The following is a 15,391-nucleotide window of genomic DNA, read 5'->3' as shown; positions in this document are numbered from 1 at the left end:
GCCTAGCCTGGCCGGATGCCTCCTCCGTCCACCGCACGGCCGACCGGCCCGCGCTATCTGGCCCTCGGCCCCCACGTGGGCATCCGGGAGATCACCCACGAGGACGGCACCGAGTTCACTGCGGCAGCGCGCGCCAGCACCGGCCACCACCGACCCTGGCTGTTCCCGCCGCTGACCCCCGAGACCTACAGCGGCTACGCCCAGCGCCTGATCGACGACCCGGCCCGGATCGGCTTCCTCGTCTACGAGCGACACGGCGGGCGGGACGGCGATGCATCCCGCGGTACGTCCGCGTCTCCTTCGGTGCCCGACCGCCTCGCCGGCTTCATCAACATCAACAACATCGTGCACGGCGCCTTTCGCTGTGGGGCCCTCGGATACGGGGCCTTCGCCCACGCCGTGGGGCGCGGTCTGCTGAGCGAGGCGCTCGACCTGGTCGTGCGCCATGCCTTCGGCCGCCTGCACCTGCACCGGCTCGAAGCCAACATCCAACCGGAGAACCACGCCTCCCTGGCCCTCGTGCGCCGCGCCGGCTTTCGCCACGAGGGGTTCTCACCGGCCTTCCTCCACGTCGACGGGGCATGGCGCGATCACGAGCGCTGGGCCCTCACCAGCGAGATGATCGTGGCCCGGACGAACTCCCGCGCCGAAGACTGACCCCCCGACCCCCCTGTTCCACGGCCCGATGACCCTGTTCGATGGTCATCGGGCCGTCGTCTGCTGGAGTCGGCGGCCTTTGGAAAGCGAAGTGAGGTTGCCTTGGCCACATCCGTGCGGCGTACCGTACTGAACCTGCCCGCGGCCCCGGTGGGCCCGGCCAATCCGCTGCCGGCACTGCGACCGCTCCCCACGTCGTACTCACTCGACGAGCGTGCCGCGGCCGGACTGCCCCGGGACATGGCCCGCCAGATAGGGTACGAGCCCCTGCGCAGCCTGCTGCCCGTGCGGATGCTCGACGGCTATGACCGCGAGCGCACGCCCACCGAACTCGACGCGCTGGTCATCGAGAACGACCAACTGCGCGCCACCGTGCTACCGGGATTCGGCGGCCGGGTCCACTCCCTGCACCACAAGGCCACGGGACGTGAACTCCTCTACCGCAACCCCGTCTTCCAACCCGCGCACTTCGCCCTCAACGGAGCCTGGTTCTCCGGTGGCATCGAATGGAACATCGGCGCCACCGGGCACTCGCCCCTCTCGTGTGCCCCCCTGCACGCCGCCGTCGTCCCCGCCCCTGACGGGGGCGAGATGCTCAGGCTCTGGGAGTGGGAGCGGCTGCGTGATCTGCCCTTCCAGATCGACCTATGGCTCCCCGAGGACTCCGCCTTCCTCCATGTGGGCGTCCGTATCCGCAATCCGCACGAGCGGACCGTCCCCGTCTACTGGTGGTCCAACACCGCAGTGGAGGAGCACCCCGACATTCGTGTCCTCGCCCCCGCCGATCGGGCCTGGCACCGTGAGCACTCCGGCCCGCTCCGTTCGGTGCCCGTACCCGAACACGAGGGAGTGGACCGCACGTATCCGTCCCGCAGTGAACACTCGGCGGACCACTTCTACGATGTGGCGACCGGGGACCGCACCTGGATCGCCGCGGTCGGTGGCGAGGGCCACGGTCTGATCCAGACCTCGACCGACACGCTTCGGGGACGCAAGCTGTTCCACTGGGGATCGGGACGCGGCGGTGCACGCTGGCAGCGCTGGCTCACCGAACCGGACACCCCCGGATACGCCGAGATCCAGGCCGGGCTCGCCCGCACCCAACTCGAACACGTGCGTCTCGAAGGGGGCGAGGAGTTCAGCTGGCTGGAGGCGTACGGACCGCTGAGCGCCGACGCCCAGGTGACACACGGCGAGGACTGGGCCGCGGCACGCGCCGAGGTCGAGTCACGGCTGACGGACGCACTGCCCCGCGAGGCCGTGGACGCCGCGTACCGTGCCTGGCTGCCCCATGCGGACACCGAACCGTTCCGCTCGCTCGCGGCCGGATCGGGGTGGGGCGCACTCGAAGTGCTCCGCGCCGGATTCGCCTTGCCCGGTACCCCTTTCGACGCGACCACGCTCGGCGAGGAGCAGGCGCCTTGGCAGGAATTGCTCACCACCGGGGTCTTCCCCGAGCCGCGGCGAGTGCTGCCACCCGGGTCGTCCCTGGTCGCCCCGCACTGGCGCGACATGCTGGAGACCGCCCCCGCGGACCCGCTGACGGAGTACCACCTCGGCGTCGCCCAATGGCACGCGGGCGATCTCGCCCAGGCGGTGCGCAGTTGGGAACGTGGCCTGGAGCTCGCCCCCTCCCGCTGGCCGCTGCTGCGCTGCCTTGCGGTGGCGGACCAGGTGGGGGGACATCCCAAACGGGCGGCCGAGCGCTTCGCCGAGGCGTTCGACGACCTCTGTCAGGAGCGCCGCGACAACGGGGAGACCTGGACGGCTGCGACGGCGGCACTCGGCCGCGAAGCGATCGAAGCACTGCTCGCGGCGGGCTGTACGGAGGAAGCCCGTCTGGTGTGGGCGAGGCTGCGGCCGGCCGTACAACAACGCGGTCGGTTCCGACTGGTCCATGCGCGATTGCTGCTCGCCGAGGGGTATCGCGACGAGGCACGGGCGATCTTCGAAGGTGGCTTCGAGGTGGCGGATCTCGATGAGGGATCCGAGTTGTTGGCGCAGCTCTGGTCCGAGCTCTCGGACGAGCCGCTGCCCGAGGAGTACGACTTCCGGATGCGTCCCGCCGACTGACGGTCATCACAACTCGCGCTCAGGCCCCACGGGGTGCGGTGTTCTGACCCGCGACGGTCGGCAGCCCTGGTGCCCGCGGTCCGGGCCGGTACGCCATCGGGCGTTCCGGTCGGCCTGCGGGCACCACGCACGGGACGCGGGGCCTGGGCCGCTCTACAGGGACGGCTTGCGGTCGGCGTACTCGAAGACCGATCCGTCCGGATGCACCGCGATCAAATTGCGCCCCACCGGGGTCGGGACCGGTCCGGCGATGACCTTGGCGCCCACCTCGTTGAGCGTGGCCAGGGTCTCGTCCACATCGCTGACGGCGATGGTCGCCGTCACCTTGCGCAGCACTTCCAACTCGGACTCGGGCCCGCTCATCAGCAAGAAGCACCCGACCGCCGCCACGGACACACCACCGCGCTCGAAGCGCAACGGAGTGGTGCCGGTGAGGCGTTGGTAGAAGGCTGCTGCGGCCTCCAAGTCGTCGACGCAGACGCGCAGGGTCGTTCCGAGGATCTCCATATCAGAAGCCTAGGGCTTTTCTTTCGGAGCGCGCGAGCCCGGCCGGAGGCGGCGGCGTTCCGCTCCCCGCGCCGGCCGGGTGGGGGGTTGGGCCGCAGTGGTGTCACGCCCGACAGATCAGCTCACCGTGCGGCACCAGGAACCAGCCGTCGCCCTGTGCACCCCACTCCCGCCAGCCGTCCGCGATGGCTGAGAGGCGTTCGGCCGTGGTGTGGCCGCTGTCCACCGCGATGGCGGCGTACACCGATGCGGTCGTACGGTCCGCCCACAGCCCGCTCCACCAGGCGCGTTCCTCGGGTGTCGAGAAGCACCAGGTGGATGCGGTGGAGCGGATCTCGGTGAAACCGGCGTCCTGGGCCCACGACAGCAGTCTTCGGCCCGCGTCGGGCTCGCCGCCATTCGCCCGGGCGACCCTGCGGTACAGCGCCAGCCATTCGTCCAGCACGGGCACCTCGGGGAACCAGGTGAAAGCGCCGTAGTCGCTGTCCCGCACGGCCACGATGCCACCTGGACGACAGACCCGCCGCATCTCCCGCAGGGCGCCCACCGGATCTCCCAGGTGTTGCAGCACCTGATGGGCGTGCACCACGTCGAACGAGTCATCGGGGAAGTCCAGTTCACCGACATCGGCCACCGCGAAGTCGGTGTGGGCGAGCCCCCGTTCCTCGGCCAGCTTCCGTGCCTGGTCGACGATCTCCGGTGCGATGTCCACGCCGGTGACATGGCCGTTGGGTACCAGTGCCGCCAGGTCAGCCGTGATGGTGCCGGGTCCGCAACCGATGTCCAGGATGCGCATGTCATCGCGCAGTTCATCCAGGAGGTACGCCGCGGAGTTCGCGGCCGTACGCCAGGTGTGCGAACGCAGCACCGACTCGTGATGGCCATGGGTGTAGACGGCGGACTCCTGCGGCATGGCGGACCTCCCTGGGGTGGTTGGGAGCTCCACCGTAAGGCCGCCTGCCAAATAATGAGATGAGTGTCTTGATATATGGACGACTAGAGCAGTGCCTGCGGTCGATAGACCGTCAGTGCGCCCACCACCTTGTCCACGGTGAACTCCGCCGGGGCCAGGGTCACTTCACCGTCGTACGCCAACGGAGTCCCCGGTTCCACTCCCGTGATCCGCAGTCGGTGCAACTGCTCCGCCGCATGGACGGGCGAACGGCTGATCGGTCCTGCGAGCGCCGCGGCCAGGAGCCGCAGCCCGGGCCAGCGGCCCCCGTGCACCACCCGGACGTCCAGGAGCCCGTCCGCCAGATCCTGACGGTGCCCAGGCGTCGGCCCCACCCGTTGGTAGATTCCGTTGCCGGCGAACAGCAACCACATCGGCCGGTGCCGCCCCTGTACCGCAGCCTCCAACGGACGCCCGTGACGCAACACCCGGGTGGCTGCCAGCACACCCGCAGGCCAGCCACCGATCCGCGGCGACCAACGCTCCCTGATGTTCACCAACTCCGGATAGACACCGAGGCTGAAGGTGTTGAGGAAGTACCCGGGCCGGCCGCCGCACTCCTCGGGACCAGGGGTGAACCGACCCAGGTCCACCTTGACGGCGTCCCCTGCGACCACTGCCCGATAGGTGTCCTCCGGGGTCTCGATCCCCAGGTCATAGGCGAAGTGGTTGAACGTCCCGCCCGGGAACACGGCCAACGGCACACCCTGCTCGATGGCGGTCGCCGCCGCCAGGTTGATCGTGCCGTCACCGCCGAAGACACCCAGGGCCCGACAGTTGCGGGCCGCCTTCTCCAGCGCCGGACCCAGCTCACCCGGTCCGCACTCCACCACCTCGGCGAGCGGCAACGCCTCACCGATCAGATCCGCCGACTCGGCCGAACCCGAGCGACGGTTCACCACGATCACCAGTCCCGCGCCGTCCGGCAGCGCAGGCGCGCTCGTCTGCGGCCTGCCGGGTGTCGGCAACTGCGACCGCGTCGGGACCAAGCCCCGGATGGCGAAGGCCGCACCCACCCCGAGCGCCGCGCCCGCGAGCACATCGCTGGGGTAGTGGACACCGGTGTACACCCGGGAGAACGCCACCGATGCGGCCACCGGAGCGACCACCGCACCCCAACCCTTGGACTCCAACGCGACACCGGTGGCGAACGCGGCAGCCGATGCCGCATGGCCCGACGGAAACGAGGTCGTGAAGGGCTGGCGCTTCAGTTGCCTTATCACCGGTACCGCGTCGAGTACCGGGCGCGCCCTGCGCACCGACCGCTTCCCGATGGTGTTGATCGTGGCGGACGCCAGGGCGAGCGAGGCCATCCCGCGCACCGCCGCCCGCCGTGCGCGGGCGTTGCTGCCCAGCGCCGCGATGCCGGCCGCGGCCCCCAACCACAACAGCCCGTGGTTGGCGCTGCGGCTCAGCCGGGGCAGCACCGGCTCGGCCCCTGGCCACTCCCGGGCCGCGACGGCTTGGAACACCTGGCGGTCCAGACGGCTGAGCAGGCCGGGGACATCCGTCCGCAACCTCGGGTCGGGCTGTGCGTGCGCAGGAGACATGGATCGCGCGTACCCCGCCCGGGCGCTCCCCACGCACCGTGCCCCCCATTCGCCGACCACCCCGCTGTCGGTGCTCCGGGCGTCCTCGCCCTGTTGAAAGCACCGAAGGCATGGCTAGGATCGCCCGCATGGTCATCAACCGAGGCGCCAGGGCCCTCCCGGTAGCGATACCGCGTCGACCGCGCCCGTGTCCCTGTTGTTGACCTGAGAGGTTCCGAGCCTGCGGCCCGCCGTGTCAGCCCTGGCCGCTGTGCTCCGCTCACCCACCGCCGCGATGGGTGAGCGCAGGGCCGTCCGCTCATCCCGCGTCACGCCGCGCGGGGGACCGTGTCGAACCGCCGGCGCGGCCGGGTACCTCGACGATCCCCATCGACCCTCATCGCGCGCTGCACACGTACCCACTTCCGAGGAGCACCCCATGCCGTCCCTGTCCGCTCTCCCCACGCACCGTCGCGAACTGCTGAAACTCATCGGGGCCGTCCCGCTGGCCGCAGGGGTGCTGCCCGCCTTACCCGCCCGCGCCAACCCCCTCGCTCCGACTCCGACTCCGGCTCTGACTCCGGCTCCGGCTCCGGCTCTGACCGCGACCGTGACCGCCCCGGGCATCGTCAAACCCCTCCCGCCCGAGACCTTCACCATCCGCGGCACCAACGCGGAGACCCGCTTCGAGGCATTCCGCGACACCGGCGCCCTCACATCCGTCGACCGGTTCTTCGTCCGCAACCACACCTCCACACCCCGCCTCGACGAGAACGACTGGCGACTCACCGTGTGGGGCAGCGCGCTGGGTCGTCGCCGGCCCGTGGACTTCAGCTACGGACAGTTGCGGTCCCTGCCGTCGGTCACCCGGACCGCCGTCGTGGAGTGCGCGGGCAACGGCCGCAGCTTCTTCACCACCCAGCAGGGCGAAACCGTCAGCGGCACCTCCTGGACGCTCGGGGCGATCGGCGCCGCCCGCTGGCGCGGAGTCCGGCTGCGCGATGTGCTCCACCGGGCCGGAGTCTCCTCGGCCGCCGTCGACGTCATGCCGCGCGGCCTGGACGACGAGTTCATCAGCGGCGGGGTCAACCTCGGCCGGGTGCGGCGTCCGCTGCCCATCGCCAAAGCGCTCGACGATGTGATCCTCGCCTATGAGATGAACGGCGAACCCCTGCCGTACGACCACGGCTTCCCGGTGCGGGTGATCGTCCCCTCCTGGATCGGCATCGCCTCCATCAAGTGGCTCGGCGACATCGAGGTCAGCGACACACCGCTGCAGTCGCCGTGGAACACCCAGTTCTACCGCCTCTTCGGCGCCGACCATCCGCCCGAGGGCAGCCAGCCGCTCAGCCGGCAGACCCTCAAGAGCGCCTTCGAACTCCCCCTCGGAGCCGCCTTGGAGGCCGACAGGCCCCATCGGCTCACCGGACGGGCCTGGTCGGCCGCGGCCCCCGTCCGGGCGGTCGAGATCAGCACCGACGGCGGTGCCCACTGGCGCCGGGCCCAACTGCACGACACCCCGCGTCGACACGGCTGGGTGCGCTGGTCACTGCCCTGGCACCCGCGCCGCACCGGTCCCGTCGAGCTGCTCGCCCGGACCACCGACCGGGCCGGGAACCGCCAACCCGAGCGCACTCCCCACAACACCCAGGGGTATCTCTTCGACGCAGTCGTGCGACACCCGGTCACCGTCGTCGCTGCCAGTGCGAACGCTCACCGGGCAGCCCGGTCCGAACCTCCGTATAAAGGGCACGTGAGCTAGGCGCACGTGAGCTAGGCGACGGGCCGGCTCCGGCAGTACGGCACCGGCGGTCGGAGGAGCAGGATGCGGCGGACGGACACCGAAGGGCACGGACCCGTCCGCTACGGCCCGCCCGCACCCGAGCCGGGGCTGCCCGTTCCGCCCGAGCTCTCCGAGGTCCTGGCCGCCGCCGCGAACAGCGCCGAGGGCGAACCGCCCGGCGGCGGCCCACTCCTGCGCGAGGCGGCAGCCGGCTACTGGTGGCGGCGCGGGCTGCACACCCGCTCCGACCAGGTGGTCGCAGCCGCAGGTCCCCAACAACTCCTCTTCGCGATCATCGGTGCCCATCACGGGGATGTGCTGATGCCCCGCCCCTGCCCCGCCTGGTGGACCCCGCAAGCCAGACTGTTGGGCCGTCCGGCCTACCACGTGCCCACCCCCGCCGAGTGTGGTGGCGTACCCGATCCATACGCCCTCCTTGAGACCATCCGACGGGTACGGACCGAAGGCGGCCGTCCCGGGCTGCTGCTGCTGTCCGTCGCCGACGACCCCACCGCGACCGTCCCGCCGCCCGAGACGGTGCGCGAGGCATGTGAGGCCGCGATCGGCGAGGGGCTGCACATCATCAGCGACGAGACCTGGCGGGACACCCTGCACCGGCCCGCGGGAACCGTGCTGCTCAGCCCGGCCGAGATGTGCCCCGACGACGTCACGGTCGTGGGTGACCTGGCGGGCGGGTTCCTCCCCTCCTCCTGGCCCGTGGCCATGGCCCGCTTCCCGGCGACCGCCTCCGGCGCAGCCCACCGGGCCAGCACCCTCGACGTGCTCACCGCCCTCGGCGCGCTCGTCGCCGAACCCCTGGCCGCCGCCGCCACCCACGCGCTCGGCGAACCCGCAGCGCTGACCGCCCACCGGGAGCGCGCCGTGGCCCTCCATGCAGCAGTCGCCGGGGCCCTGCACCGGACCGTCCTGTCCCGCGGTGTCCTGTCCCGTCCACCACAGGCCGGTCGCCACCTCTATGCGGACCTCGGACCGCTGCGCCGCAGGCTCGCCGAGAACGGCGTCGCCGACTCGATGGAGCTGGAGGAGTATCTGACCGCCCGTCTCGGCACACCCGCACCAGGAGGGCACCGGTTCGGCGACGAGTTGGGCGCACTCCGCACCCGGTTGGCGACCGCGCCACTCCTTGGGGCGACCGCACCGGAGCGGCAGGAGTCCCTCACCTCACCGGCGCCCCTGGAATTGCCCCATGTCGCCACCGCGTTGAGCATGTTGGGAACGGCCTTCGACGAACTGCGGTGAACGGAGGCAGGATGGCCGAGCACGGAACGCCGACGGACCCGATGGACCCGCCTCAGGAGGGGGAACCGGCCCCGGGCGGTATCGGGACGCTCGGTGGTCGGGGCGGGCGGAGGCTCCCGCGCACCTCCGGGTCCGCCCCCCGCCCGCTGGGCGAGGTCCGTCACTGGCCGCGCTCCTTCACCGATCGGCTCACCGCCCCGCTGCCCGGTGTCCGGGCCCTGGCCCGCCTCGCGCGTGAGGGCGCGGCCCGCCCCCGTGCGGAGGGACTGCGGGACATTCCCCTCCTGCCCTTCGCTCCCGGTCCCCTCCCCGCGGTGGACAACACCACCATCGCGTTGACCTGGGCGGGCCACGCCAGTTGGGTGCTCTCCATCGGCGGTCTGACCGTCCTGACCGACCCGGTGTGGTCCCGGCGCATCCTCGGCACCCCGGCCAGGATCACCCCCGTCGGCGTGCGCTGGACAGATCTCCCGACCGTCGACGCCGTGGTGATCAGCCACAACCACTTCGACCACCTCGACGCGCCGACCCTCAAGCGGCTGCCCCGACGCACCCCCGTCTTCGCCCCCGCCGGCCTCGCCCGCTGGTTCCGCCGCCGCCGCTTCACCCGGGTGACCGAACTCGACTGGTGGGAGGGGGCGGAGTTGGCCGGTGTCCGGTTCGACTTCGTCCCGGCCCACCACTGGTCCAAACGCACCCTCACCGACACCAACCGCTCGCTCTGGGGCGGCTGGGTGCTCACGGACCGGCTGGGGCAGTCGGTGTACTTCGCCGGTGACACCGGATACGGACACTGGTTCCGCGAGATCGGCCGGCGCCACCCCAACCTGGATGTGGCCCTCCTACCGATCGGCGCCTATGCGCCGCGCTGGTGGCTGCGGGATGTGCACACCGACCCCGAGGAGGCCGTGCGCGCCTTCGTCGACCTGGGGGCGCGGAACATGGCCCCCATGCACTGGGCGACCTTCGTCCTCTCCAGCGAACCGGTGCTGGAACCCCTGGCGCGAGTCAGAGCGGCCTGGGCGCACACGGGACGGCCGCGGGGGCAGCTCTGGGACCTGCCGGTCGGCGGCTCCCGAGTGCTGACCGCCTGAGATCCGTACCGCCCGGAGCCGGGTGAACTGTTTGCCTCGGTGCGGGGCCCGGTCGACCGACGCGCCTCCACCGGCCGGCCCCATCGGTTCGGGTACGCCGGTCCCCGTTGAGCAGCCGAGCAACCGTCCGGGACGGCAGGATGCGCCGGCCCGCTCAGGCGTGCTGACCGGACGAACCCGGCCACCGTCGACGTACACCCCGCCAGAGCGCGGGCGCCCCACTGATCACCACCGTCAGTACCACCGCGAGGGCCACCCCCTTCCACGGCTCGTCGAACAACGACCCACCCAGAATGCCGATCAACTGGTACGTCGCCGCCCAGGCCAGGCACGCCGGGAGGTTGCCCCGGATGAAGGTGCGCAGCGGCATGGTGGCCAACAGGCACGCCAGCATCACCGGTATCCGCCCGGCCGGAATCAGCCGGGACAGCACCAGGACGGCCACGCCGTGGTCCTCCAGCTTGCGCTGTGCCTGCTCCAGCCGGTCCGGATCGGCGTGGCCGCGCAACTCCTCCAGCCACCGGGAGCCGCTCTTGGAACGCACTCCGCGCTGGCCCAGCCAGTAGAGCGTCACATCCCCGAGGAAGGCCGCGAAGGAGGCGATCAGGAAGACGTACAGCAAGGCAAGCGGGGCCGTCTGGTGCATCGCCACCACCGCTGCCGAACTCACCACCGCACCCGTGGGCACCACCGGAACCAAAGCCCCCAGCGCCACCAGGAGAAAGAGCGAGGGATAGCCCGCGGCCTGCTGGGTCGACTCGGGCGGAAACCGCTCCACGAGGTCCGAGATCCCCGCCAGAGCGTCCGAGAACAGGGTGGTCACCAGCTGACCTCCGGTCTCCACCGTTCGCCGTGACCGAGCCGGTGCACGGCCACCTCGGGGGCGAGCCGGGCGGTCTTGCGGACGAATTCCTCGCCCGGGGCGTGGAACTCATGGGGCCGTACCCCGTCCATCCCGATCGGCCAGTAGGTGCCGTAGTGGACCGGCACCGCGGAGCGCGGCCCGAGCGCGGCCACCGCCTGCGCCGCCCGCCCGGCATCCAGATGGCCGTGCCCGAGATAGGGCCCCCAGCCGCCGACCGGAAGCAGCGCCAGATCGATCGGACCGACCTCCGCCGCCATGGAGTCGAAGAGTCCGGTGTCCCCCGCGAAGTAGGTGCGCGCCTCACCGGTGATCACATAACCCAGTGCGGGGGAGCGGTGCGGCCCCACCGGAATCCGCCGTCCGTCGTGGAGCGCCGGCACCGCCCGTACGGTTACGTCCCCGACGCGTGTCTCCTCGCCCGGGGAGACCTCGGTGAGCTCCAGCCCCAGCCGACTCAGCCCCGGGACCGCCCTGGCGGCCCCGTGGGGCACCACGAGTCGGGTGCCGCCGGCCAGCCGGGCCAGCGACGGCAGATGGAGATGGTCACGATGGAGGTGCGAGACGAGCACCGCGTCCGCGACGGCCGCTTCGGGGGGTGGTACCGCCCCCCGGCGTCGGCGCAGGTGCGCCAGCCTGCGCACGAACAGCGGATCGGTCAGCACCCGCACCCCGGAGTCCTCGACCGTGCAGGTCGCATGACCCCACCAGGTGACGTCGACCGGCACGTCCGTCCTCCCTCGTTCGTACGGGCTTTTGGTACGAGCCTAGGGCCTCGGCCGGAGTAGGGTCTGCGGGCCAACGGCGAAATCGGAGGGGACGACCATGGGCGGCCTACGGGTGGCGGCGATCGCGAGCCTCACACCCCTCGAAGAACTCGACCGGCACCCCTTCTTGGTGGACACCCGCAGCCAGCAGCGGATGTGCGCCCATTGGGCAGGTCAGCAAGGTCACACCATCACCAGACAGCTGGTGTTCTGTGGGGTGCGCCACGATCTCTGCGCGCTCTGGGCGGACGTGGAGGACGACCGCGTCGACTTCTTCCTCGCGCCCAATGAGCGGGTACTGGCACGGGCTCTGGTATCGGTGCCGGACTTCATGGCGGAGTGCGCCCGGCGCGGGGTGGACGTACGGACCGCGGACCTGCCCGAGCCGGTGTACGACGCGACGATGAAGGCGGATGTCCATCGACGGCTCTCCATGCCGACCGCCGGCTACGACGGCTGCTGACGGCCCGCGTACGCCCCCGTGAGCGCCGCAGCCCGCCCCGGTACGGATATGGCTGGTCCTCGATCGACGAACCCCGTCCCGACCCGTCCCTGAGCCATCCCTGAGACCTGCGATCTGCGGATCGACCACCGCCCGGGCTGTGCCACGCTGGAGTCCTGTTCCCGAGTGAGGCGGTATCGGAGTGGCCGAAAGGCGGTGGCGCAGGGCCGGCAGTGCCCTGCTTCGGGTGATCGTGGTGTGGGCGGTGTCCACGCTCACACTGTTGGCGCTCGCCGGGCTGCTGCCCGACTTCCAGTTGCAGTCCGACGACGGCGACAGCGCCACCCGGACCGCCGTGACCGCGGCCTGGGGCGCCGGCGCGTTCGGCCTGCTGTCCGCCCTCGTATGGCCACTCGTCGTGCGGGCCCTGCTCCTCGTACCCGCACTGGTGCTCGGTCTGCTGGTCTTCTTCCTCAACGGCTCGCTGCTGCTGATCGCCCTCAGGCTCATCCCCGACGACCGGGGCGACGCGGCGCCCGAGACCGCGGTCGTCGTCGCCGCGGTGATGTCCGCCGTGGCCTCCGCGACCTCCACCGCACTCGCCGTCAGGGACGACGACGCCTACGGCCGCAGGCTCTCCCGGCTGGCGACCAGGCGCCGGCGCAGACAGGGCGCGAACGGCACCGGTGCGGACTGCCCGGGCATGGTCTTCCTCCAACTCGACGGAGTCGGACACGACGTGCTGCTCCGAGCCGTCAAGGACGGACTGATGCCGACGCTCGCCGGCTGGCTCGACGGCACCCACCGCCTCACACCGTGGCGTACGGACTGGTCCAGCCAGACCGGGGCGAGCCAGTTGGGCATCCTCCACGGCTCCAACCACGACGTACCCGCCTTCCGCTGGTACGAGAAGGACACCGGGCGGATCGTGGTGAGCAACCGGCCCGCCAGCGCCGTGGAACTCCAACGCCGCGCGATCGAACGGACCGGGGACGGCGGGCTGCTCACCCTGGACGGGGCGAGCCGCGGCAACCTCTTCAGCGGGGGAGCCGACCAGGTCGCCCTGGTGCTCTCCGTCTCCACCCGCCGCGGCCGGGAGAACCGGTCCCGCGCCGGGTACTTCGCGTACTTCTCCGATCCCGCCAACGCCGTCCGCACGGCGCTGTCCTTCTGCGCCGAGGTCGTACGGGAGATCCAGCAGGCCACCCGGGCCCGATTCCGCGGTGATAGCCCCCGGGTGGCGCGCGGTGGCACGTACCCCCTCATCAGGGCCTTCGCGACCGTGGTGGAACGGGACGTCGTGGTCGCCGCGGTGATCGGCGACATGCTCGCCGGACGCACCGCCGTCTACGCCGACCTGGTGGCCTACGACGAGGTGGCCCACCACTCCGGGCCGCACAGCCGGGACGCGGCCAAGGTGCTGGAGTCCCTGGACCGCTCGGTGGCGCTGCTGGCCAAGGCCGCCGCCCATGCGCCGCGCGCCTATCGGATCGTCTTGCTGTCCGACCACGGACAGAGCCCCGGCGAGACCTTCGAAGGGGAGTACGGGCTCGGTCTGAAGGACCTGGTCCGGGCGGGCTGCGGACTACCGGTGTCCCGGCGCGCCGGGCGAACGGCCTGTGGCGCCGAGGCCCGGGACGCGGCGGCTGACGCCCTGCGGATCGGTCTGCACCGACGGCACCAGGAGGACGAACAGGGCTTCGCCACTTCGCCGCCGGCAGGCCCGGGCTCGGACGCCGGCGCCCAGCGCGAGCATCGGGGCGAGGCAGGCGCCGACCCCATCGTGCTCGCCTCGGGGAACCTGGGGCTGATCTCCTTCCCGGACCAGCCGGGCCGGCTCACCCGGGAGCAGATCGAAGCCCGCCACCCCGCCCTCCTGAGCACGCTCGCCAACCACCCGGGCATCGGGTTCCTCCTGGTCGCCAGCGAGCGGCACGGTTCGGTCGTGCTCGGCCCCGCGGGAGCCGAGGTGCCCATCGCCGAGTTGACCGACGACGGTCCACTCGCACCCTTCGGCAAGGGCGCCGCCGACGCGGTACGCCGCACGGACACCTTCCCCCATGTCGCCGACATCATGGTCAACTCCATGTACGACCCGGCGACCGGCAGGATCCACGCGTTCGAGCAGCAGATCGGCTCGCACGGCGGGCTCGGCGGCGAGCAGTCCCAACCGTTCCTCATGGCACCGGTCGAACTCGGCGACCCGCTCGAAGGGGAGGGAGACACGGGCGGTGAACTCGTGGGCGCGGAGCAACTCCACCGGGTGCTCAAGCGCTGGCTGCGCGAGTGCACCGGGCCGCAGATCCCGGTGACGGAGATCGGGGGCGACCCGGAGCAGGAGGATTTCCGGCGCTCGCTGGAGCCCTACCCGCCGGGAGACCGCTAGCTGTATTGCCCCGCAGCGTTGTTGATTCGGCTGATGGGTGGGTGTCCGACGAGGAACCTCGCCGGGCCGAAGGGCGTCGCGTGTCGGGCGGAGCGCGACGGGCGGTGACCGGCCGCCCCGCCGGGTCAGCCGAGCGCGGCCAACTGCTCCGTCAGTGTCCGCGTGGAGCGGAAGGTCGCACCGATCACGGCGATGTGCTTCCAGTGCAAGGTGCCGTCGCCGGCGATGATGAACACCGAGCGCCGCACCCCCAGCCCGGGCATCGTCACCCCGAAGGCACGGGTCACCGCCCTGTCGGTGTCGGCGAGCAGGGGCATCCGCAGTCCGTGCTTCCGGGCGAACGCCTCATGACTGTCCACACCCTGCGGGCTGATGCCCCAGACCTGCGCACCGCAGTCGGTGAAGGCATCGAGCCCACTGGAGTAGGAGCACAACTGCTTGGTGCAGACGCTCGTGTCGTCCCCGGGATAGAAGGCGAGCACCAGCGGTTTCCCCCGCTGCTCGCTCAGGGTGAAGTCGCGACGCTCGAAGGCCCCGTCCACCAGAACTCCCCCGGGGAGGGTGAAATCGGCGATCTGCCGGCCGCGGTCGGGTGATGCTGCCAAGGTAACTCCCATCGGACGCGCCCCCGGCCGCGGTGGATCCGGAGCAGCCGTGGAACGAGGGTGGATCGAGCGTTGACCTGGACCATTCTCCGGATCAGCGACGTGCCTTGTCAGCACCCCATGACGCTGACACGTCAGTGCGGGCATTACCTCTTGTGTCATCAGAGTCTGGAAGCCTCCTGCTGGAGGCGTGGCCCATGCGCCTTGGGCCGGGGCCATCGCATCTACTGTCGTCCGTGACTGTCCACCGTGTGTTGAGGCGTGTGGCTCCCGTTCTGGTCTTCTTCCGCAAAGCCTGACGTGAGCCCGCGCGATTGCGCGGACACCCCCGCATGCGCGGGGACCACGAATCGGGCCGTGAGCTCCCACGCGTAGAGGCGGGACCACCCCCGCATGCGCGGGGACCACACGACAACGCCAGGAACGACCCTAGCCAGCCCGGGACCACCCCCGCATGCGCGGGGACCACGGCGG

Annotated in this window: 13 protein-coding genes; 7 read left to right on the top strand and 6 right to left on the bottom strand. The window is 71.3% G+C overall.

The features are described from left to right. Positions 1–15: 15 nt before the first annotated feature. Positions 16–657 carry a GNAT family N-acetyltransferase gene (locus ACFXJL_RS20370; RefSeq protein WP_384694300.1) on the top strand — a complete coding sequence of 214 codons (642 nt, stop codon included), beginning with the start codon at positions 16–18 and terminating at the stop codon, positions 655–657. Positions 658–759: 102 nt separating this feature from the next. After that, positions 760–2,730 carry a DUF5107 domain-containing protein gene (locus ACFXJL_RS20365; protein ID WP_384694297.1) on the top strand — a complete coding sequence of 657 codons (1,971 nt, stop codon included), beginning with the start codon at positions 760–762 and terminating at the stop codon, positions 2,728–2,730. Between the two features lie 153 nt (positions 2,731–2,883). On the opposite strand, the gene ACFXJL_RS20360 is transcribed toward ACFXJL_RS20365, so the two are convergent. From ACFXJL_RS20360 to ACFXJL_RS20350, 3 genes are all read right to left on the bottom strand, one after another. Further along, a complete protein-coding gene (locus ACFXJL_RS20360; protein ID WP_329024857.1) occupies positions 2,884–3,237 on the bottom strand; it encodes a VOC family protein in 354 nt (117 codons plus the stop codon). Between the two features lie 103 nt (positions 3,238–3,340). Beyond that, positions 3,341–4,150 (bottom strand): class I SAM-dependent methyltransferase, encoded by an 810-nt coding sequence (locus ACFXJL_RS20355; RefSeq protein WP_384694294.1) that lies wholly within the window; start codon positions 4,148–4,150, stop codon positions 3,341–3,343. Between the two features lie 83 nt (positions 4,151–4,233). Continuing rightward, the gene (locus tag ACFXJL_RS20350; protein ID WP_358877840.1) at positions 4,234–5,739 is read right to left on the bottom strand and encodes a phosphatase PAP2 family protein; all 1,506 of its coding nucleotides are present in this window, start codon (positions 5,737–5,739) and stop codon (positions 4,234–4,236) included. A 418-nt stretch (positions 5,740–6,157) separates the two neighbouring features. Here ACFXJL_RS20350 and ACFXJL_RS20345 point away from each other — a divergent pair, with 418 nt between their 5' ends. The 3 genes from ACFXJL_RS20345 to ACFXJL_RS20335 all read left to right on the top strand — a co-directional run bounded on the left by ACFXJL_RS20345 (position 6,158) and on the right by ACFXJL_RS20335 (position 9,855). Continuing rightward, positions 6,158–7,480: a sulfite oxidase gene (locus ACFXJL_RS20345; RefSeq protein ID WP_384694291.1), complete on the top strand. Its 1,323-nt coding sequence runs from the start codon at positions 6,158–6,160 to the stop codon at positions 7,478–7,480. A gap of 63 nt (positions 7,481–7,543) precedes the next feature. Then, entirely contained in the window at positions 7,544–8,761 is a 1,218-nt protein-coding gene (locus tag ACFXJL_RS20340; protein ID WP_358877838.1) for an aminotransferase class I/II-fold pyridoxal phosphate-dependent enzyme, read from the top strand. Between the two features lie 11 nt (positions 8,762–8,772). After that, entirely contained in the window at positions 8,773–9,855 is a 1,083-nt protein-coding gene (locus ACFXJL_RS20335) for an MBL fold metallo-hydrolase (protein ID WP_384694288.1), read from the top strand. 154 nt (positions 9,856–10,009) lie between these two features. Here the strand turns inward: ACFXJL_RS20335 and ACFXJL_RS20330 are convergent, their stop codons facing one another. Both ACFXJL_RS20330 and ACFXJL_RS20325 read right to left on the bottom strand, forming a co-directional pair. Beyond that, on the bottom strand, positions 10,010–10,678 hold the full coding sequence (locus ACFXJL_RS20330; protein ID WP_384638536.1) for a DedA family protein: 669 nt from the start codon (positions 10,676–10,678) through the stop codon (positions 10,010–10,012). Then, positions 10,675–11,445: an MBL fold metallo-hydrolase gene (locus ACFXJL_RS20325; RefSeq protein WP_358877836.1), complete on the bottom strand. Its 771-nt coding sequence runs from the start codon at positions 11,443–11,445 to the stop codon at positions 10,675–10,677. Before ACFXJL_RS20325 ends, ACFXJL_RS20330 begins: the two co-directional genes overlap by 4 nt. 97 nt (positions 11,446–11,542) lie before the next feature. Here ACFXJL_RS20325 and ACFXJL_RS20320 point away from each other — a divergent pair, with 97 nt between their 5' ends. Both ACFXJL_RS20320 and ACFXJL_RS20315 read left to right on the top strand, forming a co-directional pair. Next, positions 11,543–11,947, top strand: coding sequence for a hypothetical protein (locus tag ACFXJL_RS20320; protein WP_358877835.1), 405 nt, complete (start codon positions 11,543–11,545; stop codon positions 11,945–11,947). A gap of 181 nt (positions 11,948–12,128) precedes the next feature. Beyond that, positions 12,129–14,312: an alkaline phosphatase family protein gene (locus ACFXJL_RS20315; protein ID WP_384694284.1), complete on the top strand. Its 2,184-nt coding sequence runs from the start codon at positions 12,129–12,131 to the stop codon at positions 14,310–14,312. A 125-nt stretch (positions 14,313–14,437) separates the two neighbouring features. On the opposite strand, the gene ACFXJL_RS20310 is transcribed toward ACFXJL_RS20315, so the two are convergent. Beyond that, positions 14,438–14,917, bottom strand: a complete 480-nt coding sequence (locus ACFXJL_RS20310; protein WP_384694281.1) for a peroxiredoxin — start codon at positions 14,915–14,917, stop codon at positions 14,438–14,440. Between the last annotated feature and the right edge of the window lie 474 nt (positions 14,918–15,391).

The organism is Streptomyces sp. NPDC059256, assembly GCF_042753785.1.
GTDB lineage: Bacteria > Actinomycetota > Actinomycetes > Streptomycetales > Streptomycetaceae > Streptomyces.
The sequence above is the reverse complement of the archived record's forward strand: the minus strand, read 5'-3'. Positions and strand labels throughout refer to the sequence as shown.